This is a genomic window from Pseudomonas oryzihabitans NBRC 102199 (assembly GCF_000730625.1).
In the GTDB taxonomy this organism is placed as follows: Bacteria; Pseudomonadota; Gammaproteobacteria; order Pseudomonadales; family Pseudomonadaceae; genus Chryseomonas; species Chryseomonas oryzihabitans.
Genome location: NZ_BBIT01000016.1, coordinates 48,832 through 72,002, shown reverse-complemented (window position 1 = coordinate 72,002; position 23,171 = coordinate 48,832). Strand labels below are relative to the sequence as shown.

20 protein-coding genes, 2 tRNA genes and 1 pseudogene are annotated in these 23,171 nt (G+C 66.6%); 3 read left to right on the top strand and 20 right to left on the bottom strand.

Going from position 1 to position 23,171, the window contains the following annotated elements; all coding sequences use genetic code 11:
• Positions 1–67: 67 nt before the first annotated feature.
• The 7 genes from rplI to rnr all read right to left on the bottom strand — a co-directional run bounded on the left by rplI (position 68) and on the right by rnr (position 6,374).
• Positions 68–514 (bottom strand): 50S ribosomal protein L9, encoded by a 447-nt coding sequence (gene rplI, locus POR01S_RS17860; RefSeq protein WP_007161143.1) that lies wholly within the window; start codon positions 512–514, stop codon positions 68–70.
• A 20-nt stretch (positions 515–534) separates the two neighbouring features.
• Positions 535–1,425, bottom strand: a complete 891-nt coding sequence (locus POR01S_RS17855; protein WP_027598829.1) for a hypothetical protein — start codon at positions 1,423–1,425, stop codon at positions 535–537.
• A gap of 35 nt (positions 1,426–1,460) precedes the next feature.
• A complete protein-coding gene (gene rpsR / locus POR01S_RS17850) occupies positions 1,461–1,691 on the bottom strand; it encodes a 30S ribosomal protein S18 (RefSeq protein ID WP_007161145.1) in 231 nt (76 codons plus the stop codon).
• Positions 1,692–1,717: 26 nt separating this feature from the next.
• Positions 1,718–2,134: a 30S ribosomal protein S6 gene (rpsF, locus tag POR01S_RS17845; RefSeq protein ID WP_007161146.1), complete on the bottom strand. Its 417-nt coding sequence runs from the start codon at positions 2,132–2,134 to the stop codon at positions 1,718–1,720.
• Between the two features lie 182 nt (positions 2,135–2,316).
• On the bottom strand, positions 2,317–2,691 hold the full coding sequence (locus tag POR01S_RS17840; protein WP_007161147.1) for a response regulator: 375 nt from the start codon (positions 2,689–2,691) through the stop codon (positions 2,317–2,319).
• Between the two features lie 129 nt (positions 2,692–2,820).
• Positions 2,821–3,573 (bottom strand): 23S rRNA (guanosine(2251)-2'-O)-methyltransferase RlmB, encoded by a 753-nt coding sequence (gene rlmB, locus POR01S_RS17835; protein ID WP_027601074.1) that lies wholly within the window; start codon positions 3,571–3,573, stop codon positions 2,821–2,823.
• Complete coding sequence (gene rnr / locus POR01S_RS17830; RefSeq protein WP_042137366.1) at positions 3,570–6,374, bottom strand: ribonuclease R; 2,805 nt, start codon at positions 6,372–6,374, stop codon at positions 3,570–3,572. The genes rlmB and rnr overlap by 4 nt, the downstream gene beginning before the upstream one ends.
• A gap of 209 nt (positions 6,375–6,583) precedes the next feature.
• Here rnr and POR01S_RS17825 point away from each other — a divergent pair.
• Together POR01S_RS17825 and POR01S_RS17820 are read left to right on the top strand one after the other, a co-directional pair.
• Positions 6,584–6,670 (top strand) — tRNA-Leu (locus tag POR01S_RS17825).
• Positions 6,671–6,782: 112 nt separating this feature from the next.
• Positions 6,783–6,869: transfer RNA gene (locus tag POR01S_RS17820), tRNA-Leu, on the top strand.
• A 91-nt stretch (positions 6,870–6,960) separates the two neighbouring features.
• Here the strand turns inward: POR01S_RS17820 and POR01S_RS24375 are convergent.
• The 13 genes and pseudogenes from POR01S_RS24375 to POR01S_RS17760 all read right to left on the bottom strand — a co-directional run bounded on the left by POR01S_RS24375 (position 6,961) and on the right by POR01S_RS17760 (position 22,043).
• Entirely contained in the window at positions 6,961–7,695 is a 735-nt protein-coding gene (locus POR01S_RS24375; RefSeq protein WP_391564043.1) for a methyl-accepting chemotaxis protein, read from the bottom strand.
• A gap of 123 nt (positions 7,696–7,818) precedes the next feature.
• Positions 7,819–7,989: pseudogene (locus POR01S_RS24370) on the bottom strand (HAMP domain-containing protein); the annotation flags it as partial.
• Positions 7,990–9,093: 1,104 nt separating this feature from the next.
• A complete protein-coding gene (locus POR01S_RS17810; protein ID WP_027601077.1) occupies positions 9,094–10,389 on the bottom strand; it encodes an adenylosuccinate synthase in 1,296 nt (431 codons plus the stop codon).
• A gap of 78 nt (positions 10,390–10,467) precedes the next feature.
• A complete protein-coding gene (locus POR01S_RS17805) occupies positions 10,468–11,655 on the bottom strand; it encodes an ATP phosphoribosyltransferase regulatory subunit (RefSeq protein WP_042137361.1) in 1,188 nt (395 codons plus the stop codon).
• 255 nt (positions 11,656–11,910) lie between these two features.
• Positions 11,911–12,780, bottom strand: coding sequence for a protease modulator HflC (hflC, locus tag POR01S_RS17800; protein WP_007161153.1), 870 nt, complete (start codon positions 12,778–12,780; stop codon positions 11,911–11,913).
• On the bottom strand, positions 12,780–13,967 hold the full coding sequence (gene hflK / locus POR01S_RS17795) for an FtsH protease activity modulator HflK (RefSeq protein ID WP_007161154.1): 1,188 nt from the start codon (positions 13,965–13,967) through the stop codon (positions 12,780–12,782). The genes hflC and hflK overlap by 1 nt, the downstream gene beginning before the upstream one ends.
• A gap of 98 nt (positions 13,968–14,065) precedes the next feature.
• On the bottom strand, positions 14,066–15,370 hold the full coding sequence (hflX, locus tag POR01S_RS17790) for a ribosome rescue GTPase HflX (RefSeq protein ID WP_042137359.1): 1,305 nt from the start codon (positions 15,368–15,370) through the stop codon (positions 14,066–14,068).
• Between the two features lie 20 nt (positions 15,371–15,390).
• Positions 15,391–15,636 (bottom strand): RNA chaperone Hfq, encoded by a 246-nt coding sequence (gene hfq / locus POR01S_RS17785; RefSeq protein ID WP_007161156.1) that lies wholly within the window; start codon positions 15,634–15,636, stop codon positions 15,391–15,393.
• A gap of 87 nt (positions 15,637–15,723) precedes the next feature.
• Positions 15,724–16,704, bottom strand: a complete 981-nt coding sequence (gene miaA / locus POR01S_RS17780; RefSeq protein WP_007161157.1) for a tRNA (adenosine(37)-N6)-dimethylallyltransferase MiaA — start codon at positions 16,702–16,704, stop codon at positions 15,724–15,726.
• Between the two features lie 42 nt (positions 16,705–16,746).
• Positions 16,747–18,645: a DNA mismatch repair endonuclease MutL gene (gene mutL, locus POR01S_RS17775; RefSeq protein ID WP_042137357.1), complete on the bottom strand. Its 1,899-nt coding sequence runs from the start codon at positions 18,643–18,645 to the stop codon at positions 16,747–16,749.
• Complete coding sequence (locus POR01S_RS17770; RefSeq protein ID WP_027598837.1) at positions 18,638–20,068, bottom strand: N-acetylmuramoyl-L-alanine amidase; 1,431 nt, start codon at positions 20,066–20,068, stop codon at positions 18,638–18,640. The genes mutL and POR01S_RS17770 overlap by 8 nt, the downstream gene beginning before the upstream one ends.
• A gap of 38 nt (positions 20,069–20,106) precedes the next feature.
• Entirely contained in the window at positions 20,107–20,568 is a 462-nt protein-coding gene (tsaE, locus tag POR01S_RS17765; RefSeq protein ID WP_007161160.1) for a tRNA (adenosine(37)-N6)-threonylcarbamoyltransferase complex ATPase subunit type 1 TsaE, read from the bottom strand.
• Positions 20,556–22,043, bottom strand: coding sequence for a bifunctional ADP-dependent NAD(P)H-hydrate dehydratase/NAD(P)H-hydrate epimerase (locus tag POR01S_RS17760; RefSeq protein WP_042137354.1), 1,488 nt, complete (start codon positions 22,041–22,043; stop codon positions 20,556–20,558). The genes tsaE and POR01S_RS17760 overlap by 13 nt, the downstream gene beginning before the upstream one ends.
• A gap of 61 nt (positions 22,044–22,104) precedes the next feature.
• On the opposite strand from POR01S_RS17760, the gene queG reads away from it, so the two are divergent.
• Positions 22,105–23,169: a tRNA epoxyqueuosine(34) reductase QueG gene (gene queG, locus POR01S_RS17755; RefSeq protein WP_042137352.1), complete on the top strand. Its 1,065-nt coding sequence runs from the start codon at positions 22,105–22,107 to the stop codon at positions 23,167–23,169.
• Positions 23,170–23,171 lie beyond the last annotated feature (2 nt).

Below are 23,171 nucleotides of genomic sequence, written 5' to 3'. Positions count from 1 at the left end.
AATGACGTGCCCGATTGTCGACAGACCGGCGCCGGGGCGCAAGTCCGCCAGTCAGGCGACGGCGCGCTTATTCAGCGACGACGACGACCTTGACGGTGGCTTCGACGTCGGTGTGCAGGTGCACTTCGACATCGTATTCGCCAACGCTGCGCAGGGCGCCGTTGGGCAGGCGAACTTCGCTCTTGTCCAGCTCAACGCCGGCGGCGCTGACGGCTTCGGCGATGTCGCGGGTGCCGATGGAACCGAACAGCTTGCCTTCGTCGCCGGAGTTGGCGGCGATGGTAACGGTCAGGTCGGCCAGCTTGGCGGCACGGGCATCAGCCTCGGCCTTCTTCTCGGCAGCCTGCTTCTCGAGCTCGGCGCGACGAGCTTCGAAAGCCTCGACGTTGGCAGCGGTGGCTGCGGTGGCCTTGCCCTGCGGCAGCAGGAAGTTACGGGCGTAACCGCCCTTGACGTTCACTTTGTCGCCCAGGTTGCCCAGGTTGGCGATCTTTTCCAGCAGGATGACATCCATTGAGTCTTTCCTCTTAACTTTTAACCTTCACCGTCCGCGGGCCCCTGCGGCTCTTGCGCGGACCGCCCACGGAAATCGAACACGCTATCGATCACAGCCAGAATCACCAACAACGGATAGATCAGCTGCCCGAACAGCAACAGCGTCACGTACAGCCCCACCAGCCAGAATCCTGCCAGGCGCTTGGCCGCCACCAGCCCGTGCAGCAGGGCGATGCCGGCAAAGGCCAGCGGCACGCTGCACAGCGGGGTCAGCAGGCCAAGCCCGCTGCCCAGGTTCGGCGCCAGCACCAGCAGGGCCAGGAGGCCGAGCGCGATGGCCGGACGCAGACGCAGGGCGCGAAATTCGCGACCGAACCCCTGGGGGTTGTACAGCGCCGCCTGCCAGTAGCGCCCGAGCATCAGGCACAGCAGGCAGGTGATCTGGAAGAACGCCGCCATCAGGCCGGTCAGCACGGGCAGCAGCAACTGCTGCAACTGCGCCTGCTTTTCCGGCGGCAACTGCGCCGCGCTCGGGCCCAACACCTGGGGCAGCAACCGACGGATTTCCTCCGCCAGTTGCGCGATGCCCTCGGCATAGACCTGGCCCAGCACCAGGGCGAAGACCAGCCCCAAGGGGACACTGGCCAACAGCACCCGGGTCCAGGACAGACTCTGGCGCAAGATGGCCGCCAGCAGCGTCGAACCCAGCAACACCAGCACGATGCTGGCATCACCCAGATACAGCCAGAACAGCGCTGGCAACAGGGCCCAGACCAGCACCCCGGCCGCCGCGGCAGGTCCCCGGCGCAACAGCACCAGGCTGCCACCGGCAGCGGTCATCCAGTACAGCAGCGGCACGACTGCACCCAGCACCACCACGAGGGTGGCTTGAGTACGGCCGCGCATGATGAACTCAGCCAGAGGCCGCATGCCGTGTTTATCCGTTATTCGTGATCAGGCGTCGATCAACGACCGTGGCTGTCGGTGTAGGGCAGCAGGGCCAGGTAACGGGCACGCTTGATGGCGGTACCCAGCTGACGCTGGTACTTGGCCTTGGTGCCAGTGATACGGCTCGGGACGATCTTGCCGGTTTCGGAGACGTAGGCCTTCAGGGTGTTGAGATCCTTGTAGTCGATCTCTTTCACGCCTTCGGCGGTGAAACGGCAGAACTTACGACGACGGAAGAAACGTGCCATGACAATGATTCCTCGCTAGATCCAGATTACTCGGCGCTGTCGGCGTCGTCGGAGTTGCCTTCGGCGGACTCGGACTCGGACTCGGCAGGACGCTCGCGACGCTCGCGACGCTCGTTGCGGTTTTCTTCGGCCTTGAGCATCTCGGATTGACCGGTGACGGCCTCGTCACGGCGCAGGATCATGTTGCGGATCACGGCGTCGTTGTAGCGGAAGTTGTCTTCCAGCTCGGCCAGGGCCTTGGCGCTGCACTCGATGTTCATGAGCACATAGTGAGCCTTGTGAACGTTGTCGATGGCGTAAGCCAGCTGACGACGGCCCCAGTCTTCCAGGCGATGGACTTTGCCACCGTCTTCTTCGATAGCCTTGGTGTAGCGCTCGACCATGCCGCCCACCTGTTCGCTCTGGTCCGGATGAACCAGGAACACGACTTCGTAATGACGCATTTAATGCTCCTTACGGGTTGCAGCCTGCCGCGGAAACGCGGTCAGACAAGGAGTGAATAGTTCGGATGACTTGCCCTGCGGAATGCGGACGCACTCCGGGCAAGGGGCAACATTCTAGAGAAGGGCGCCGGGGGGCGCAACCGCAGGCATGACCGACGCGACCGCCGGGCAGCCCCAGGCACTCAGCGTTGCACGTCGGCCAGGGCCTGGCGGATCTTGTTCAGGTCATAGGGCTTGATCAGCACCCCGACCCGCGCCTCCATCCCCGGCTCGCGCTCGAAGGCATAACCCGAGGCGACCACGATGCGCAGCGTCGGATCCATCGCCAGGGCGCGGCGGGTCAACTCGATGCCGGACATGCCGCCCAGCCCGATATCGGTGAACAGCACATCGTGTTCGCGTTGCGGCAGCAACTCGAGGGCGGCCTCCGCCGAGGCGACGGCCGTAACCTGATGGTCCAGCTCCTCGATGACTTCGGTGGTCAGCATGCGCAGCGTGGCATCGTCTTCGACGAGCAGCACTCGCAAGCCTACCGGCTCCTGGATCTCCTGACTCACGCGGGCGTCCTCTTGTTGACAGGCCTCGCCCCGGCATTCCCGGAGCGAGGCCGATATTCTGCGCACTGCAGCGCGATTCGTATAGTGCGATACGCGCTGCGTCGGTACCCAGACGTTTCTTAGCGCGGGCTAGCTGGGCGCAGAGGCGCGTCTTTGACGCACGGCCTCGAACAGGCAGACCCCGGTCGCCACCGAAACGTTGAGACTGCTGACGCTGCCGGCCATGGGCAGCCGAGCCAGATGATCGCAATGCTCACGGGTCAGTCGGCGCATGCCCTTGCCCTCGGCCCCCATGACCACCACGGTCGGCCCACTCATGTCGACGTCATAGATCTCCTGGGTCGCCTCACCGGCAGTCCCGACGATCCACAGGCCACGCTTCTGCAGCTTTTCCAGAGTCCGCGCCAGGTTGGTGACGGCCACCAGCGGCAGCACCTCGGCGGCCCCACAGGCGACCTTGCGCACCACGGCGGTCAGGGTGGCCGACTTGTCCTTGGGCACGATCACCGCCAGGGCTCCGGCGGCATCGGCGCTGCGCAGGCAGGCGCCGAGGTTGTGCGGATCGGTCACGCCATCGAGCACCAGCAGCAGCGGCGGACCTTCGGCCCGATCGAGCAACTCCTCGAGCATGGCCTCGCCCCAGACCTGGCTGGGGCTGACCTGGGCCACCACGCCCTGATGCACGCCCTCGGCCAGCTCGTCGAGCAACGCCCGCGGCTTGGTTTCCACCGCCAGGCGCTGACCGGCGGCCAGCTCCAGCAGGGCCTCCACCCGCGGCTCACGCCGCCCTTCGGCGATCCAGAGCTGCTTCACCCGCCGCGGGTGGAAGCGCAGCAGCGCTTCCACGGCGTGGATACCGTAGACGGTTTCCAGCTGGCTCATGCGTCATCCTTGGGGCGCGCCTGGCCCTTGCGATGCGGCTTCTTGGCCTTGGCCTTGGTCCTGCTCTTGGCCGCGGCCTGGGCCTGGCCTTCGACCTTGGGCTTGGCAGCCGACTTCTTCTTGGCGGCAGCGGCCTTGGCCTTCTTGACCTTGGCTTCCACCGCAGCGGCGCCTTCGGCAGCAGCACCCTGCGCTTGACGCTTCGCCGGAGCGGTACGCGCCTTGGCCGTGGCACTGGCCTTGCCCTTGGCAGTCTTGCCCTGAGTCGTGGCCTGGCCCTGGGCGCCGGCCTTGTCCTGACCGCCGGACTTGCCCTTGGCCTTGGGCTTGCCGCCCTCGACCTTGGCTTCCGCCAGCAGCGCCTGCTTCACCGCACGACTGCGCTTGACGTCGGTATTGCCCAACAGCTTGTCGGCCTGCTCCAGCAATTCCGGCGACACCGAGGTGGCCGGGGCTTCCGGCGTCGGGGCGACGGCCTGGTCTTCCGCTGCCGGCGCCTCGCGGCGACGACCGCGACCGTCACGCTTGCGGCGCGGCTCGCGCTCTTCACGGACCCGCGGCGCGCCGGCCGAGGCCGGCAGCACGAAGTCGATCTTGCGCTCGTCCAGGTCGACCCGGGCCACCACCACCTCGATGGGATCGCCCAGGCGATAGCTGCGCCCACTGCGCTCGCCGGAGAGGCGATGATGGACGCTGTCGAAATGGTAGTAGTCGTCCGGCAGCGCGGTGACGTGCACCAGGCCCTCGACAAAGACCTCGGACAGTTCGACGAACAGGCCGAAACCGGTCACCGCGGTAATGACGCCGGCATAGGTCTCGCCGACGCGATCCTTCATGAACTCGCACTTGAGCCAGTTAGACACATCACGCGTGGCTTCGTCGGCGCGGCGCTCGGTCATGGAGCACTGCTCACCGAGCTGATCCAGGCGCAACTCGTCGTAGGGATAGATGCGCGCCTTGGCCATGCTCGTCGCGCCTGCGCGCTTGACGTGCTTGGTCTCCAGCTTGGAGCGGATGACGCTGCGGATCGCCCGGTGCACCAGCAGATCCGGATAACGCCGGATCGGCGAGGTGAAATGGGTGTAGGCCTCGTAGTTGAGACCGAAGTGACCGTTGTTGTCCGGGCTGTAGACCGCCTGACTCAGGGATCTGAGCATCACCGTCTGGATCAGCCGGAAATCCGGCCGCTCACGGATCTGCTGCAGCAGCGCCTGGTAGTCCGACGGCACCGGATTGGCCTTGCCCTTGGTCAGCGACAGACCCATCTCACCGAGGAACTGGCGCAGATTGGTCTGCTTTTCCAGGGGCGGCGCCTCGTGCACCCGATAGAGGGCCGGCACCTTGTGCTTTTCGAGGAACTTGGCGGTGGCCACGTTGGCGCACAGCATGCACTCCTCGATCAGCTTGTGGGCATCGTTGCGCTGGGTCGGACGGATCTCCGAGATCTTGCGATCGGCGCCAAAGACGATGCGCGTTTCCTGGGTCTCGAAATCGATGGCGCCACGCACATGACGAGCGGCCAGCAGCACCTTGTACAGGCTGTAGAGCTGCTCCAGGTGCGGCACCACGTCGCCGAGCTGCTTGCGCAACTGCTTGCCTTCGGCCGACTTGGGCTGTTCCAGCACCGCCGAGACCTTGTTGTAGGTCAGACGGGCATGGGAGTGGATGACCGCTTCGTAGAACTGGTAGCCGGTCATGCGCCCGGAAGCGGCGATGGTCATCTCGCAGACCATGGCCAGGCGATCCACCTGGGGATTGAGCGAACAGAGGCCGTTGGACAGCGCCTCCGGCAGCATGGGAATCACCCGCTCGGGAAAATACACCGAGTTGCCGCGCTTTTCCGCCTCGGCATCCAGCGCCGAGCCGACCTTGACGTAGTGGGAGACGTCGGCGATGGCCACGTACAGCCGCCAGCCGCCGGACTTCTTGGCCTCGGCATAGACGGCATCGTCGAAGTCGCGAGCATCTTCGCCATCGATGGTCACGAAGGGCAGCTGGCGCAGATCGATGCGCTTCTGCTTGTCCTTCTCCTCCACCTCGGGCTTGAGCTTGGCAGCCTCCTTCTCGACGGCCTTGGGCCATTCGTTGGGGATGTCGTAGCTGCGCAGGGCGACCTCGATCTCCATGCCCGGCGCCATGTAGTCGCCCAGGATCTCGACCACTTCGCCCTGGGCCTGGCGGAAGGTGGTGGGCCACTCGTCGATGCGCACCTGCACGAACTGGCCGTGAGCGGCGCCGCCGTGCTTGCCCTCGGGCACCAGCACCTGCTGACCGATCTTGGGATTGTCCGGCACCACGTAGGCCAGGCCGCTCTCCTGGAAGAAGCGCCCGACCAGCGACTCGTGCGCCCGGGTGACCACCTCGACCAGGCCGCCTTCGCGACGACCGCGCCGATCATGGCCGGCGACCCGCGCCAGGGCGATGTCGCCATCGAACACCAGGCGCATCTGCGCCGGGCTGAGGAAGAGGTCGTCGCTGCCGTCGTCGGGGATCAGGAAGCCGAAGCCATCGCGATGGCCGGCGATGCGGCCACGCACCAGGTCCAGCTTGTCGATGGGCGCATAGGCACCGCGGCGGGTGTAGATCACCTGACCGTCGCGCTCCATGGCGCGCATGCGGCGCCGCAAGGCTTCGAGCTGGTCTTCGGTGACGAGACCGAATTCTTCGGCGAGCTGTGGCCGTGTGGCCGGGGCGCCGCGATCGGCGAGATGAGCCAGAATGAGTTCGCGACTCGGAATGGGGTTATCGTACTTTTCCGCTTCCCGGGCGGCCTCGGGATCGAGGGATTGCCAATCGGCCATCAGTCTGGGGTTACCTTCTGTGTCTTGGTTCGGTAGGAACTGCCATGGCGCCTATTGAAACGTGAAAACCACGCAATAGTTAGCCTGGCATGCTCAATAAAATATTTTTCACAGCAGGGGTTTACAAGCAAACGCCCCCTGAGTAAAGTGCCGCCCCACGACGCCGTGAGCAATCACGACGCCGGAGATGAGCAATCATCGCCTTGAGTGCCCAGGTGGCGGAATTGGTAGACGCACTAGGTTCAGGTCCTAGCGGTGGCAACACCGTGGAAGTTCGAGTCTTCTCCTGGGCACCACTCATTATAGTCGATCGATTTGCAGATCGGTCGACGAAAAGCCGGTACTAGCCGGTTTTTTAATCCTGAAACCCGCAAGGGTGACGGGAAGCGACCAGAAGTCGCACTGCAGGCCCAGGTGGCGGAATTGGTAGACGCACTAGGTTCAGGTCCTAGCGGTGGCAACACCGTGGAAGTTCGAGTCTTCTCCTGGGCACCAATACCAAGCGGACGATCCCGGATCGGACGCAACAGAAAAAACCGGCTTCGGCCGGTTTTTTCTTGCCCGCGAAAAGGCGTGGGGCCCTCCCCTACGCCTTGAACTGCCCCAGACTGCCGCGCAACTGGGCGGCCAGCTCCGCCAGAGTCCGACTGCTGTGCGCAGTGGCCGCCACCGATTCGGCTGCGCGCAGCGTCTCGCCATGGATGACCTCGACCCGCTGGCGTACCGCCGCGGCGCCCTCCGCCTGACGCTGGGCCGCCTGGGCAGCCGTGGTCATGCTGGCATGCACCTGATCCACGGCGCGGTGGACATCCTGCTGGATGCGCTTGCTGTCGCGCAGCACCGCCAGCCCGCTGCCGGCCTGCTGGCGCGCCGCGCCTATGGCGGCGACAGCTTCGCGCGCGCCTTCCTGCAGACCGGCGATGTGGGTCCGGATGCTGCCGGTGGATTCCTGGGTCTTGCTGGCCAGCGCCCGCACCTCGTCGGCGACCACCGCAAAGCCACGTCCGCTCTCGCCGGCCCGGGCCGCCTCGATGGCCGCATTGAGCGCCAGCAGGTTGGTCTGCTCGGCGATGCCGCGGATCACGTCCAGCACCACCTCGATCTGCTCGCTTTGCGCGGCCAGCCGCTCGATCACCTGGGCGCCGGACTCGACCTGGGTCACCAGCCCCTCGATACCTTCGGCCACCTCGGTGGCGATGCGGGCGTTGCTCTGGGTGGAACTGCGAATGGCCTCCACCTGCTGCAGGGCGCCCTGCATGGCCTGACTTTCGCCCTGGGCTTCCGCGGCGATACCGGACAAGGCCTCCAGACTGCGCGCCACCTCTTCGCGTTGGCGCAACGCCGCCGCTTCGGCGGTGGCACTGCTGCCGGCCAAACCGCGGATTTCCTCGCCGGTACGCGCCGCGACGCCATGGGCCTTGCCCACCAGCGGCTGCAGCTTGGCCAGGAAGCGATCGACCGCGCCACCCAGCGCCTGGATCTCATCGCCCTGCCCCAGCTGCAGACGGCGCGTGAGATCCCCCTCCCCGGCTGCCAGATCGTCCAGCGCCCGCTGCAGCACGCCGATCCGCCGCAGCACCCGGCGCCCCAGCACCAGCGCCACGGCCACGACCATCACCACGCCGACCCCGATCAGCCCCAGGGCGATCTGCCAGCGCAGCGCGCCCGCCAGGGTGGCGACCGTTTCACCGGCATTGCGACTCATGGCCAGGGCAGCCTGGCGCGTGCCTTCCAGGCGCGTCGCCAGGGTCGCCGCACTGCCCTTGGCCGCGGCCGTCACGCTGCTGGAGACCAGACCGCCGGCGTCGTCGATCAGGGTCTTGAAACTCTTGTCCAGGGCCGCGCCGGTGCGCTCGATGGTCTGGGTGGAAAAGCCTACCACCACCTTGCCGATCTCCACGCCATTGGGACTGATGGAGGCATCCACGCGATAGACCGAAGGATCCCGGGTCGCGGCATCCAGCACCTTGGCCAGGGCGCCCTCGCCCTGGCCCACGGCGAGCAGGCGGGCCACGCGCTCGTCCTGGCGATTGAGATAGCGGGTCAGATTCTGGCCCTGGGCGTCCTGGAAGACCACGAAGAGCACCTCGGGATTGCCTTGCGCACGCCGCGCCAGGTCGGACAGGGCCGGCACATCGGCGTCCCACATCGCCTTGGGCGCGACGCCCGCAAGCAGCTCGGCCAGATTCTGCGCATTGCTCTTGAGGGTAGCGGTCAGGGTCTCACCCACCTGCTGCCGCTCGCGCGCCAGCCGCTGCGCAAGCCCCTCGGCCAGCCGCGCACGTGTCTGCCCCGCCAGTTCGGCAAGACTGCCATCCACCTCGCCCCCGGCCTGGCGCAGGGTGTCGGCGAGCTGCTCGGACTCGCCGGACAGGCGGGTGGCCAGGCCTGACTGCAGCCCCTTCACCGCATCCTGGGTCAGCCACAGCGCCAGGGCTACCTGGAGCATGACCGCGAGCAAAAGACTGATGAATACCGGCAGCAACAGGCGACTGCGCAGCAGCGACAAGAGAAACGACATGGAGGTCTCCAGCGACAAGGGACATTTACAGGCTGTCGGCCAGCTCGAGGGGAGCTGGAGGCTCAGCAGTAAATAGTCATAGCAATATGCTGGCCATTTCGGACCAGCGGCCGTCCCCGGCCTACCAGCGTCTCTCGCCCGCCAGAAATGGAAAAGCCCCGCGGGGCGGGGCTTTTCCGGCTGCATCCTTTTAGCGCATCAGGCGAAAGGATGGCGCAGCACGATGGTTTCCTTGCGATCCGGACCGGTCGAGACGATGTCGATCGGCGCCTCGACCAGCTCGGCGATGCGGCGGATGTAAGCCTGGGCGTTGGCCGGGAGCGCCTCGAGACTCTGGGCACCCACGGTGGATTCGCTCCAGCCCGGCATCTCTTCGTAGACCGGCTGCAGACCGATGTAGCTGTCGGCGTCGGTGGGCGCCTCGGTCAGCAGGTTGCCGGCGGCATCCTTGTAACCGGTGCAGATGCGCACGGTTTCCAGACCGTCGAGCACGTCCAGCTTGGTCAGGCACAGACCGGAGATGCTGTTGATCTCGATGGAGCGACGCAGGATGACGGCATCGAACCAGCCGCAACGGCGCGGACGGCCGGTCACGGAGCCGAATTCGTGGCCCTGCTTGGCCAGGTAGGCACCGGTTTCGTCGAACAGCTCGGTCGGGAAGGGACCGGAGCCGACGCGGGTGGTGTAGGCCTTGGTGATGCCGAGGATGTAGTCCAGGTACAGCGGACCCACGCCGGAACCGGTCGCCACGCCACCGGCGGTGGTGTTGGAGCTGGTGACGAAGGGATAGGTGCCGTGGTCGATGTCCAGCAGGGTGCCCTGGGCGCCTTCGAACATCAGGTTCTCACCGGCCTTGCGCAGCTCGTGCAGACGGCTGACGACGTCCATGACCAGCGGCTGCATGACCTTGGCATGTTCCATGGCCTCGTCGTAGGTCTTCTGGAAGTCCACCGGCGGCTCGTTGAAGTAGTTCTGCAGGACGAAGTTGTGGTAGTCCAGCACTTCCTTGAGCTTGACGGCGAAACGCTCGGGGTGGAACAGATCGCCGACGCGCAGACCGCGACGGGCGATCTTGTCTTCATAGGCCGGGCCGATGCCGCGACCGGTGGTGCCGATCTTGGCTTCGCCGCGCGCCTTCTCGCGCGCCTGATCCAGGGCCACGTGATAGGGCAGGATCAGCGAGCAGGCCGAGCTGATGCGCAGGCGCTCGCGCACCGGCACGCCGCGGGCTTCCAGCTCGCCGACTTCCTTGAACAGGGCTTCCGGCGAGAGCACCACGCCATTGCCGATCAGGCACTGGGTGTCGGCGCGCAGGATGCCCGAGGGAATCAGCCGCAGGATGGTCTTCTGACCATCGATGACCAGCGTGTGGCCGGCGTTGTGACCACCTTGATAACGCACCACGGCAGCGGCCTGGTCGGTCAGCAGGTCCACGATCTTGCCCTTGCCCTCATCACCCCACTGGGTGCCCAGGACGACGACGTTCTTACCCATAACCTTATCCCCTGTCAGGAAGATTTCTGTCGGCCAGGCCGACGATGCTCACGTTCACCCGGATGCCAGATCCGGTGTTTAGGAATTCAAGGGCACCACGACCCAGGCGCCCTGCTGCTCGATCAGCCGGCGATCGCAGCCCGAGCTGTGCAGCTGGTCCGCGTCGTCATGAGCGGTGGCCTGGACCACCCGCTCGCCCGCGGCACGCAATTCGCGCACGGCCTGCCAGAGCACCGGCGCATCGCCCGCCGGCGCCCAGATGCCGCGGCGCGGTTCGTCGAGCACGGCGGTGCCCAGCTCGACGAGGGTCTTGAGATCGGTGGAAAAGCCGGTGGCCGGACGCGAACGCCCGAAGTCGGCGCCGATGTTGTCATAGCGACCGCCCTGGGCGATGGATTGCCCGGTGCCCGGCACGAAGGCGGCGAAGACCACCCCGGTGTGGTAGTGATAACCGCGCAACTCGCCCAGATCGAAATACAGCGGCACGCCCGGGAAACGCCCCTTGAGCGAATCGGCCAGGGCGATCAGCTCGTCCAGTGCCTGCAGGACGCCCGCGGGCGCACCCGCCAGGCGCTGCCGCGCCTGCTCGAGCACCGTGGCATCGCCACTGAGCTCGACCAGCGCCCGCAGCCAGCCGCGCTCGGCGGCGGGCAGGTCGGCGGTCAATTCGGCGATCTCGTCGACCGCCTTGCGCTGCAGGGCATCGAACAGCTGCTGCTCGCTGGCGCCGGAGACACCGGCCGCCTGGCACAGCCCGCGATAGATCCCCACATGCCCCAGATCCATGTGGACGTCGGGCACCTGGGCCTGCTCGAGCACGTCGAGCATCAGGCTGATGACTTCCAGATCCCCTTCGCTGCCGGGCACGCCATAGAGCTCGGCGCCGACCTGGATCGGGCTGCGCGAGGTGGACAGGGCACGGGGACGGGTATGCAGCACGCTGCCGGCATAGCACAGTCGGCTCGGACCGCTCTGCTTGAGGCTATGGGCTTCCATGCGCGCCACCTGGGGCGTGATGTCGGAGCGGAAGCCCATGAGGCGGCCGGAATTGGGATCGGTCACCTTGAAGGTGCGCAGTTCCAGTTCCTTGGCCGCGCCGGTGAGCAGCGATTCCAGGAATTCCAGGTGCGGGGTGATGACGAACTCGTAGCCCCAGCAATGGAACAGTTCCAGCACCCGACGCCGAGCACCTTCGATGCGCGCCGCGTCGGGCGGCAGGATTTCCTCGATACCGTCAGGCAGCAGCCAGCGGTCTACCGTAGCCATTAGGCCTCTTCTCCATGTCATGGATCGGCACGCGGCTGCCGAGGTCGGCGCAGTGGATTCCTGGAGAATCCTGCCGCCGGATCGAGCCGCTCTGCCGTGGATTGCTACCCGGATCAGCCAGGGCGTCGCCCTTCCACGGGTTTCGTACGGACGCAAAAAAGCCGGGGATGGCCCCGGCTGATTCATGATAACACGAAAAAATCGGCGATCGGGGATGAACGACGAGCGAAGCCTAGGCGCCGTTCATCCCGGACCTCACTGCCCCGGACTCTGGAAATACTTGAAGAAATCGCTCTTCGGATCCAGCACCAGGACGTCGCTCTTGCTGGAGAAGCTGGAGCGATAGGCCTGCAGGCTGCGATAGAAGGAGAAGAACGCCGGATTCTTCGAGTAGGCCTGGGAATACACCTGGGCCGCCTGGGCATCACCTTCACCGCGGGCCTGTTCGGCCTGGCGATAGGCTTCGGCCAGCAGCACACGGCGCTGACGATCGGCGTCGGCACGGATGCCTTCCGCCAGCTCGCGACCCTTGGCGCGATGCTCGCGGGCTTCCCGCTCGCGCTCGGTGCTCATCCGCTCATAGACGCTGCGACTGACTTCCTTGGGCAGGTCGATGGCCTTGACGCGCACGTCCAGCACCTCGATACCCAGCTCCTGGTTGGCCATCTTGTTCAGCGCCGCGGTCAGCGAACCGACCATTGCATCCCGCTCACCGGACACCACCTCGTGCAAGGTGCGACGACCAAACTGGTCACGCAGCCCCGCCTCCAGGCGGCGCAGCAGTCGCTCGTCAGCGATCTGCTTGAGACCCGAGGTCGCGGTGTAGTAGCGATCGGCATTGAAGATGCGCCACTTGGCGTAGGCATCCACCATCACCGCTTTCTTTTCCAGGGTCAGGAAACGCTGCGTCGGGGTATCCAGGGTCTGCAGGCGGGCGTCGAACTTGCGCACCCGGTTGACGTAGGGAATCTTGAAGTGCAGGCCGGGCTCCAGATTGGGCTCGACCACACGACCGAAGCGCAGCATCACCGCCCGCTCGGTCTCCTTCACCACGAACAGACTGCTCCAGGCGGCAAGACCCAGAACGACCACGACGATCAGCGCGGCCAGCGATTTATTGCTCATCAGCGGCTCTCCCTCGTACGCGCTTCGGTGGACTGCGGCAGATTGCGAATGACCGAGGCCGCCGTATCGCTCGACGCCGCCGGGGCAGCGCCACTGCTGATCGCCGAGGTCGGTGCCGGGGCACGGTTCTGCATCAGCTTGTCGAGCGGCAGATAGAGCAGGTTCTGGCCGGCCTGACCGGTGACCATGACCTTGCTCGCCTGACCGAGCACTTCCTGCATCGTCTCGATGTACAGACGCTCGCGGGTCAGCTGCGGATTGGCCGCGTACTGGACCGCCAGCTGGCTGAAGCGCGAGGCATCACCCTGGGCCCGGGCGACGACTTCGTCGCGATAGCCGTTGGCTTCCTCGATGATGCGCTGGGCAGCACCGCGGGCCTCGGGGATCACGCCGTTGGCATAGGCTTCGGCCTGGTTCTTCTCGCGCTGCTCGTCTTCACGGGCACGGATCACGTCGTCGAAGGCTTCCTGAACTTCACGCGGCGCCGAGGCGCTCTGGATGTTCACCTGGGTCACGGTGATGCCGGTCCCGTAGGTGTCGAGGAAGCGCTGCAGACGTTCGCGGACGTTGGTGGCGACCTGCTCGCGGCCGTCGGTCAGCAACTGGTCCATGGTCGAGGAGCCGGCCACGTGGCGCACGGCGCTGTCGGTCGCCTGCTGCAGGCTGACCTCGGGCTGGTCGACGTTGAGGACGAAGTCCTTGAGATTGGTGATGCGGTACTGGACGGTCAGTGGCACCTCGACGATGTTCTCGTCCTGGGTCAGCATGGCGCCCTGCTTGCTGTAGGCCCGCTCACGGGTGACGTTTTCCTGGTACTTGGTCTCGAAGGGCGGGAAATAGATGTTCAGGCCGGGCCCTACCGTCTCATGGTATTTGCCCAGGCGCAGCACCACCGCCTGCTCCTGCTCGTCCACGACGTAGACGGCGTTGTACAGCCAGAGAGCGCCGACCAGCAGCACGCCCAGCAGCAGCAAACCCTTGCCACCACCCGAGCCAAAGCTGTCGCCGCCACTGCCGCCGGAGCGCTTCTTGCCGCCGACCAGGCGGTTAATGCGGTCCTGAAACTTACGCAAGGCTTCGTCGAGATCCGGCGGCCCCTTGCGTCCACCATTGCCGCCACCGTTGTTGTTGCGGCCGCCCCAGGGGTCTTGATTGTTCGAGTTGCCACCGGGCTCGTTCCAAGCCATAGCGCTCTCCCTACTGATAACGCGAAAACGCGCCGAAATGGCGCGCCGACCAATGCTACCGGATGGTCCCTGCCCGAACAAAAGCGCCGAGCGGGGGTTTATTGCAAAACATGTTGCTGGATAAAGACTTCCGGTTCTTCACCGGCCCGGCTGAGCAGTCGATTGAGTTCGGCGCGGGGTACTCGTACAGACAACAGGATGTTGCCTTCGTCATCATGATCGTCCTGGCGAACCACGCCCAGCTCGAACAGCCGGGCCCGCAGCCGGGCATGCCGCTGGGGCAGGCGCAGCACCCCGACGAAAAGATCTTCGCCGAGCAGTTCGGCCACGGCCTGACCGACCAGCTCCAGACCACGGCCTTCGCGCGCCGAGACCCAGACCCGGATCGGCCGTCCGGTTTCATCGTCGCGCTGGATATGCGGCTCGACCCCGTCGAGCAGATCGAGCTTGTTGTAGACCTCCAACATCGGCAGCTCGTCGGCACCGATTTCGTGCAGCACCGCCTCGACCTGCTCGATCTGCAGCTGGCGATCGTCCTCGTGGGCATCGATCACGTGCAGCAGCAGGTCGGAGTTGCTGGATTCCTCCAGGGTCGCCCGGAAGGCCTCCACCAGCTTGTGCGGCAGATGGCGGATGAAGCCCACGGTATCGGCCAGCACGATCGGCCCCAGGTCCGGCAATTCCAGACGGCGCAGGGTGGGATCGAGGGTGGCGAACAGCAGGTTGGCCGCGTAGACGCCGGATTCGGTGAGGCTGTTGAACAGGGTGGACTTGCCGGCGTTGGTGTAGCCGACCAGGGACACCGAGGGAATCTCGGCACGCCGGCGACCGCGCCGGGCCTGCTCGCGCTGGCTGCGCACCTTGTCCAGGCGCTGGCGGATCTGGCGGATGCGGATCCGCAGGAGACGACGGTCGGTTTCGAGCTGGGTTTCACCCGGACCACGCAGACCGATGCCGCCCTTCTGGCGCTCGAGGTGAGTCCAGCCGCGCACCAGCCGGGTGCTCATGTGCTCGAGCTGGGCGAGTTCCACCTGCAGCTTGCCCTCGTGGGTCCGGGCGCGCTGAGCGAAGATGTCGAGAATAAGGCCCGTGCGATCGAGGACGCGGCACTCGAAGGCTTTTTCGAGGTTGCGTTCCTGACTGGGCGTGAGGTCATGGTTGAAGATGACCAGATCAGCGGCATGGGCGTGCACCTGATCGTGCAACTCTTCGACCTTGCCGGTACCGATGAGATAACGCGCCGTCGGCTGGCTGCGGTTCACCGTGACGAACGCCACGGTCTCCGCACCCGCCGATCGCGCGAGTTCGAGGAACTCCTGAGGATCTTCGCGCGCCTCGGGATGCAGGCCTTCCAAATGGACCAGAATGGCCCGCTCACCACCTTCGTGACGCTCGAAGAACAACAGGGCGCTCCTCTCGTTATTTATTCGCTATCCGACTCGCTCGTCTCGGAGCTGGGCAGACGGACCGGGCGGCTCGGCACCACGGTGGAGATTGCATGCTTGTAGACCATCTGGCTGACGGTGTTCTTGAGCAGAATCACGAACTGGTCGAAGGACTCGATCTGACCCTGCAGCTTGATACCGTTGACGAGATAGATGGAAACCGGAACGCGCTCTTTACGCAGGGTGTTCAGGTAAGGGTCTTGTAGCGAATGCCCTTTTGACATCGTGTCGCTCTCCTAAGGAAATGAAAATATCGATCTGGCGACATGCCAGTTTCCGCTGCCCACCATGGACACGCGGACAAAAACGATTCAGCTGCGGGGCGATATGGTGTCACCGGCCAGGCATTTCAAGATCCGCGGCAGATTGTCACAAGCCAGGCTGTCGAAGGTGTGTGCGGCGGGCCAGCCACGCAACCAGGTCAACTGCCGCTTCGCCAACTGCCGCGTCGCCGCAACGCCACGCGCCACCATCTCTTCCCGCGTGCAACCCCCTTCCAGGAACTCCCACACCTGACGATAGCCTACGGATCGCATGGACGGCAGACCAGGATGCAAATCGGGACGTTCCCGCAAGGCTGAGACTTCGTCGATGAAGCCCTGTTCCAGCATCAGGCTGAAGCGCTCGGCGATACGCGCATGGAGCACCTCACGCCGGCCGGGCGCCAGGATCAATTGGGCCACAGTATAGGGTAATTGCGTCTGGGGCGCCCCGTTCGAATCGGCATTGGCGCGCAATTGCAGCGCGCGGTGCTCGGTCATCGACTGGCCGCTGACGCGATACACCTCGAGGGCGCGCAGGAGGCGCTGGGGATCGTTGGGATGGATGCGCGCGGCCGATACCGGATCGACCTCGGCCAGTTGCCGGTGGATCTCGCCCCAGCCGGCCGTGGCCGCCAGCGCCTCGATCTCGGCCCGCACCTCGGCGTCGGCACCGGGCATGTCGGCCAGGCCTTCGAGCAGGGCCTTGAAGTAGAGCATGGTGCCACCCACCAGCAGCGGGATGCGTCCGGCCGCGGTGATCTCGGCCATGGCCGCCAGGGCATCGGCGCGAAATTCGGCGGCGGAATAGCTCTCGGCGGGGTCGCGGATGTCCACCAGCCGGTGCGGATGGGCGGCCAGCAGCTCGGCGCTGGGCTTGGCGGTGCCTATGTCCATGCCGCGATAGATGAGCGCCGAATCCACGCTGATCAGCTCGATGGGCAGCAGCCGCGCCAGCTCGATGGCGAGATCGGTCTTGCCGGAGGCGGTCGGCCCCATGAGAAAGATGGCGGGCGGCAGAGGGGCGGTCATTGCGGATTCTCGAAGGGGCGCCGCGCAGGGCGCGGCGGGCGGTCAGCGGCCGCGCAGGAAGAGTTTGTCCAGATCGTCCAGGCTGAGCTGGGCCCAGGTGGGACGACCGTGGTTGCACTGGCCGCTGCGCTCGGTGGTTTCCATGTCGCGCAGCAGGGCATTCATTTCCGGCAGGGTCAGCCGCCGGTTGGCCCGTACCGAGCCGTGGCAGGCCATGGTGCCGAGCAATTCGTTGAGGTGCGCCTGGATGCGATCGCTGGTGCCATAGTCCAGCAGGTCGGCGAGCACGTCCTGCACCAGCCGCGCCGCCTGGGCCTGCTTGAGCAGGGCGGGGATCTGGCGGATGGCGAGGGTCTCGGGACCCAGGCGCTGCAGTTCGAAGCCGAGGCGCTCGAACCACTGGCCATGCTCTTCGGCGCAGTCGGCCTCGCGCTCGCTGACGGCCAGGGACTCCGGCACCAAGAGCGGCTGGCCGCGCAGGCCTTCGCTGACCATGGCCACCTTGAGTCGTTCGTAGGTGATGCGCTCGTGGGCGGCGTGCATGTCCACCAGGATCAGGCCCTGGGCGTTCTCGGCCAGGATGTAGATGCCCTTGAGCTGCGCCAGGGCATAGCCCAGCGGCGGCACGTCGCCCTGCTCCGCGGGCAGGGCCGCGGCCTCGGCACCCTCCGGCAGCGGCGCGAAGAAAGCCTTGTAGGCGCTCTGCACCTCGGCCACCGGCGCGCCGGCATAGGGCTGCGGGGCAGGACTGTAGTGCGCGGCACCACCCGAACCGCCGCCACCGGCGAAGGGCTGGGCCGGCGGCGCAGGGCTGTCGTGCAACACGGCGGCAGCCAGGCGCATCTCGCCCTGGGGGCCGAATTCACCGGCGGCCGGACCGCTCAGCGGCGTCGGTGCGGTGGGCGCCACCACGGCGAGCTGGTCATCCGGGCGGATGTCGCCAAGTGCCCGGTGCAGGGTGCCGTAGAGAAAGTCGTGCACCTGGCGGCTGTCGCGGAAGCGCACCTCGTGCTTGGTGGGGTGGACGTTGACGTCCACCGCCGCCGGATCCACTTCCAGGAACAGCACGAAGGCCGGGTGGCGACCGTTGTAGAGGACGTCGCGATAGGCCTGGCGTACGGCATGGGCGACCAGCTTGTCGCGCACCATGCGGCCGTTGACGTAGAAGTACTGCAGATCCGCCTGGCTGCGCGAAAAGGTCGGCAGGCCGACCCAGCCCCAGAGGCGCAGGCCGTTGCGCTCGTGTTCCAGCGGCAGAGCCTGCTCGAGAAAGGCCGGACTGCAGACCGCGCCGACCCGCCGACCCTGGCTCTGAGGATCGCCCGCCGGATGCAGGGCCAGCACGCTCTTGCCGTTGTGTCTCAGATGAAAGCCGACGTCGAAGCGCGCCAGCGCCAGGCGCCGCACCACTTCCTGCAGGTGATCGAATTCGGTCTTTTCGGCGCGCAGGAACTTGCGTCGCGCCGGGGTATTGAAGAACAGGTCGCGCACCTCCACCGAGGTGCCCTGGGGATGGGCGGCGGGCTGCACCCGCGGTTGCATCTCGCGGCCTTCGGTCTCCACCTGCCAGGCCTGGTCTTCGCCGCGAAAGCGCGAGGTCAGGGTGAGGCGCGACACCGAACTGACCGACGCCAGGGCCTCACCGCGAAAGCCCAGGCTGGTGACGCTTTCCAGTTCGTCCAGGTGGTAGATCTTGCTGGTGGCATGGCGCGCCAGGGCCAGATGCAGGTCGTCCGGCGGGATGCCATGGCCGTCGTCGCGGATGCGCAGCAGCTTGACCCCGCCCTGCTCCACCTCGATATCGATGCGCCGGGCCCCGGCGTCCAGGCTGTTCTCCAGCAGCTCCTTGGCCACCGAGGCGGGTCGTTCGACCACCTCGCCGGCGGCGATCTGGTTGGACAGCCGCGGGCTGAGCAGCTGGATGCGCCGGGGTTCAGTCATTGCTGGCCGCCAGTTCGTGGGTGGGGATGGTCAATACCTGGCCGGAGCGGATGCGATTACCACGCAGCCCATTGGCCGCCCGCAGGGTGGAGAGATCGACGTCATAGCGACGGGCGATGAGGCTCAGGCTTTCGCCGGGCTGCACCCGGTGCTGATCGAAGCCGCGCACGCTGCCGACCTTGTCGCCCCGCTGTTCACGCTGCCAGGCCAGGTAGGTGCCGGGCGGTGGACGGTGCTGGAAGTACTGCACGATACCGGCCTGGATCTGCCGGGCGAGCAGCCCCTGGTGCGCCGGACTGGCCAGCTTGGCCGATTCGTTGGCATTGGTGATGAAGCCGGTTTCCACCAGGATCGAGGGGATGTCCGGCGACTTCAGCACCATGAAGCCGGCCTGCTCCACCCGCGTGTGCAAGAGCTTGGTGGCGCGCCCGACTTGGCTGAGGATGGTCTGGCCGACCTCCAGGCTGGAGGCCACGGTGGCGGTCATGGACAGGTCCATGAGCACCCCGGCGAGCATGGGATCCTTGTTGTCCAGGGCATCGGACACCCCGCCGACCTGGTCGGAGCGGTTTTCCGCATCGGCCAGCCAGCGCGCCGCCTCGGAGGTGGCGCCGCGCTGGGACAGGGCGAAGACGGTAACGCCCTCGGCGCTGGCACTGGGCGCCGAATCGGCGTGAATCGAAATGAACAGGTCGGCGCCCTTCTTGCGGGCGATGATCTGCCGCTGGCGCAACGGGATGAAGTAGTCGCTGGTGCGGGTCAGCTCGGCGCGAAAGCCCTTCTGCCGATTGAGATTGGCCTGCAACTGCTTGGCGATGGCCAGTACCACGTTCTTCTCGTACAACCGACCGCGACCGATGGCACCCGGGTCTTCGCCGCCGTGGCCGGGGTCGATCACCACCACCACGTCGCGCTTGCCGCTGGGGCTGGACGGCAAACGGGTCGCCGGCTGCGCCGGGGTCACCGGCGTAGCCGGCAGATTGGGCGTGACGGTGGCGGGAATGTCGCTGGTGGCGGGATCGGTGCCCTGGTCGTAGAGGTCGACCACCAGGCGATTGCCGTATTCCTTGTTGGGCGCCAGGGTAAAGCTCTTGGGCGTCAGGGCACCCTTGGTGTCCAGCACCAGGCGCACCTCGCCCGGCGAACGCTGGGCCGCGCGCAGACCAGTGATGGGGGTGTTGCGCAGCGGCTTTTCGTTCAATCCACCGTCGAGCTGCGCGCCGGACAGGTCGATGACGATGCGATCCGGGGCACTGAGGGTGAAGACGCTGGCCTTGACCGGGCCGGTCAGATCGAACACCAGACGGGTGTTGTCGGGCGCACGCCAGACGCGCATGCCCTTGATCTGGGTGGCGGCCAGCAGCTGACTGCTGAGAATCAACAACAACAGGCCGAGTCCCGACCTGAAAAAACGCTTGCGCATGCCTGCGACCGTATAGCTGGAGAACGAGGGATCGGCGCCTAGGGCGCGAGGGCGGCGCACCAGGCCTCGCCGTGAGCGCCATGACTAGTCAGGCGCAGATCACGGCCGTCGGCGCGTGGCGTAATGGTAATGTCCAGGTCCGGCTTTGGCAAAAAGCCCTGACCGCGCTCGGGCCATTCCACCAGGCACAAGGCCTCGGGTGTGAAGTAGTCGCGAATCCCCATGAATTCCAGTTCTTCCGGATCGGCCAGGCGATAGAGATCGAAGTGATAGACCGCGCCACTGGCCAGTTCGTAGGGCTCGACCAGGGTGAAGGTGGGACTCTTCACCGCCCCGGTGTGGCCGAGGCCACGCAGGATGCCCCGCGACAGGGTGGTCTTGCCGGCGCCCAGATCGCCGTGCAGATAGAGTACGCCACGACCGCCGCTGGCCTGGGCCAGGCGGGCACCCAGGGCGTACATGGCGTCTTCGTCGGCGGCGTGCAGGGTCAGTTCAGGCATGGCTGGAGTTCCTCGAGCAACTGGCGGGCGACCGGGGGCAGATCGCTGGCGGCGAGACCGCGGCCCTGGCGACCCAGCTCGGCGCCGGCACGGCCGTGCAGCCAGGCGCCCAGGCAGGCGGCCTCGAAGGGCGCCAGCCCCTGCCCCAGCAGGGCGGCGATGATACCGGTGAGGATGTCCCCCAGGCCACCGGTAGCCATCGCCGGATGACCCTCGCCGCACAGCGCCATGCGACCGTCCGGATGGGCGATCAGGGTACCGAAGCCCTTGAGCAGCGCCACGCCGCCATAGCGCCGCGCCAGTTCGCGGGCGCAACCGGGACGATCGGCTTCGATGTCCTTGATCGAGACCTCCAGCAGCCGCGCCGCCTCGCCCGGATGGGGCGTCATCACCCAGGGCCCGCGCGGCGCCTGGACCACCCCGGCGGCCAGCAGGTTGAGGGCATCGGCGTCCCAGACCTGGACCGCGTCCAGCGTTGCGGCGGCACTGGCCAGGGCCTTGCCCCAGGCGCCCTGCCCCAGGCCCGGCCCGACGGCGAGCACATCGGCCTTCTTGGCCAGTTCCAGCACGGCGAAACTGGAATGCACCCCGGCGACCATGACCTCCGGCCGCCGCGCCAGCACCGCGGTGACATTGGAGGGCCGGGTCGCCAGGCTGAGCATGCCGGGGCCGCAGCGCAGCGCCGCCTCGCTGGTCATGATGGCTGCGCCACCGGTGCCTTCGTCGCCGCCAATCACCAGCAGATGGCCGTACTGCCCCTTGTGCGCATTGAGCGGGCGCCTGGCCAGCCGCGGCAGGTTGCCGGGCGCCAGCCGCTGGGCGGTGGCGTGGGCGGGATTCTGCGGTTCCTCCATCAGCGGCTCGAACACCAGACTGCCGACATGGTCAGGCCCCTTGCCGGTGAACAGGCCGAGCTTGAGGCCGATGAAGGTGATGGTCAGATCGGCGCGCACCAGAGGGCCCGCCGCGGCGCCGGTGTCGGCATCCAGTCCGGAAGGGAGGTCGATGGCCACCACCGGCAATTCGCTGGCGTTGATCCGTTCGATGGCCGCGGCATAGGGCTCGCGCGCCGCGCCCTTGAGGCCGGTGCCCAGCAGGGCATCGACCACCAGACCCTCCAGCGGGGCATCCGCGCGCCAGGGCTGGATGTCCACGCCGGCGGCCAGGGCCTCGGCATGGGCCAGGGCGGCATCGCCCTGGAGTCCGGTCGGATCGGCCAGGTGCCAGACCCGTGCCTGCCAGCCGGCCTTGCGCGCCAGCGCCGCGACCAGATAACCGTCGCCGGCGTTGTTGCCACCGCCGGCCAGCACGCAGAGAGCGCCGGCATGGGGCCAGCCGTGGCGCAACGAGCGCCAGGCCGCGGCCGCCGCGCGTCTCATCAACTCGAGGCCGGGCAGACCGCCGGCGATCAGTTGGGCGTCGAGATCCCGCACCTGCTGGGCGCTGTAGAGCTGGAACGGCAGTTCGTCGTGCATGCTGGGAAAGCCTCCGGAGTCTGGCAAAATAGGCGGCCCTCCTGCCTGTGCGTTCCCGTCGATGTCCGCTGTCGCTCTCGATCTCGCCGCCCTGGCCGACCTCATCAAGACCTGGGGTCGGGAATTGGGCTTTCAGCAGACCGGCATTGCCGGGCTGGATCTGGCACGTCACGAGGAACATCTGGAGCGCTGGCTGGCCGCCGGTTTCCATGGCGAGATGGACTATATGGCCGCGCACGGCAGCAAACGTTCGCGACCGGCCGAACTGGTGCCGGGGACCCTGAGGGTGATTTCCCTGCGGATGGATTACCTGCCCGGCGACACGCGCATGAGCGAGCGCCTGGCCGACGGCGCGGCCGCCTACGTTTCGCGCTACGCCCTGGGCCGCGACTATCACAAGCTGATCCGCAAGCGCCTGCAGCACCTGGCCGAGCGCATCCAGGGCGAGATCGGCCCCTTCGGCTATCGCGCCTTCGTCGACAGCGCGCCGGTGCTGGAAAAGGCCATCGCCGAACAGGCCGGCCTGGGCTGGATCGGCAAGAACACCCTGGTGCTCAATCGCAAGGCCGGCAGCTGGTTCTTTCTCGGCGAACTCTTCGTCGACGTGCCGCTGCCGGTGGACGAACCCACCCCGCGTGACCACTGCGGCACCTGCCGCGCCTGCCTGGACATCTGCCCGACCCAGGCCTTCGTCGGCCCCTATCAGCTCGACGCCCGGCGCTGCATTTCCTACCTGACCATCGAGTTCAAGGGCAGCATTCCGCCGGAGCTGCGCCCCTTGATCGGCAACCGGGTCTTCGGCTGCGACGACTGCCAGCTGGTCTGCCCCTGGAACCGCTTCGCCAAGCCCACCGCCGAAGGCGATTTCCAGCCACGCCACAGTCTGGACAGCGCCAGTCTGGCCGAACTCTTTCGCTGGACCGAAGCCGAATTCCTCAGCCGCACCGAAGGCTCGCCGCTACGCCGCGCCGGCTACGAGCGCTGGCTGCGCAACCTGGCCGTGGGCCTGGGCAACGCCCCGACCAGCATCCCGGTGGTGGAAGCCCTGAAGCTGCAGCGCGAACACCCCTCCCCCCTGGTGCGCGAGCACGTGGAATGGGCGCTGCAGCGACACGCGGCAAGCTAGGC

Excerpts from the sequence above, each read along its gene's own strand:
- rplI (WP_007161143.1), bottom strand. The coding sequence starts at position 514 with ATGGATGTCATCCTGCTGGAAAAGATCGCCAACCTGGGCAACCTGGGC.
- POR01S_RS17855 (WP_027598829.1), bottom strand. The coding sequence starts at position 1,425 with ATGCGGCCTCTGGCTGAGTTCATCATGCGCGGCCGTACTCAAGCCACC.
- rpsR (WP_007161145.1), bottom strand. The coding sequence starts at position 1,691 with ATGGCACGTTTCTTCCGTCGTCGTAAGTTCTGCCGTTTCACCGCCGAA.
- rpsF (WP_007161146.1), bottom strand. The coding sequence starts at position 2,134 with ATGCGTCATTACGAAGTCGTGTTCCTGGTTCATCCGGACCAGAGCGAA.
- rlmB (WP_027601074.1), bottom strand. The coding sequence starts at position 3,573 with ATGAGCCAGCTGGAAACCGTCTACGGTATCCACGCCGTGGAAGCGCTG.
- rnr (WP_042137366.1), bottom strand. The coding sequence starts at position 6,374 with ATGGCCGATTGGCAATCCCTCGATCCCGAGGCCGCCCGGGAAGCGGAA.
- POR01S_RS17810 (WP_027601077.1), bottom strand. The coding sequence starts at position 10,389 with ATGGGTAAGAACGTCGTCGTCCTGGGCACCCAGTGGGGTGATGAGGGC.
- POR01S_RS17805 (WP_042137361.1), bottom strand. The coding sequence starts at position 11,655 with ATGGCTACGGTAGACCGCTGGCTGCTGCCTGACGGTATCGAGGAAATC.
- hflC (WP_007161153.1), bottom strand. The coding sequence starts at position 12,780 with ATGAGCAATAAATCGCTGGCCGCGCTGATCGTCGTGGTCGTTCTGGGT.
- hflK (WP_007161154.1), bottom strand. The coding sequence starts at position 13,967 with ATGGCTTGGAACGAGCCCGGTGGCAACTCGAACAATCAAGACCCCTGG.
- hfq (WP_007161156.1), bottom strand. The coding sequence starts at position 15,636 with ATGTCAAAAGGGCATTCGCTACAAGACCCTTACCTGAACACCCTGCGT.
- miaA (WP_007161157.1), bottom strand. The coding sequence starts at position 16,704 with ATGACCGCCCCTCTGCCGCCCGCCATCTTTCTCATGGGGCCGACCGCC.
- mutL (WP_042137357.1), bottom strand. The coding sequence starts at position 18,645 with ATGACTGAACCCCGGCGCATCCAGCTGCTCAGCCCGCGGCTGTCCAAC.
- POR01S_RS17770 (WP_027598837.1), bottom strand. The coding sequence starts at position 20,068 with ATGCGCAAGCGTTTTTTCAGGTCGGGACTCGGCCTGTTGTTGTTGATT.
- tsaE (WP_007161160.1), bottom strand. The coding sequence starts at position 20,568 with ATGCCTGAACTGACCCTGCACGCCGCCGACGAAGACGCCATGTACGCC.
- POR01S_RS17760 (WP_042137354.1), bottom strand. The coding sequence starts at position 22,043 with ATGCACGACGAACTGCCGTTCCAGCTCTACAGCGCCCAGCAGGTGCGG.
- queG (WP_042137352.1), top strand. The coding sequence starts at position 22,105 with ATGTCCGCTGTCGCTCTCGATCTCGCCGCCCTGGCCGACCTCATCAAG.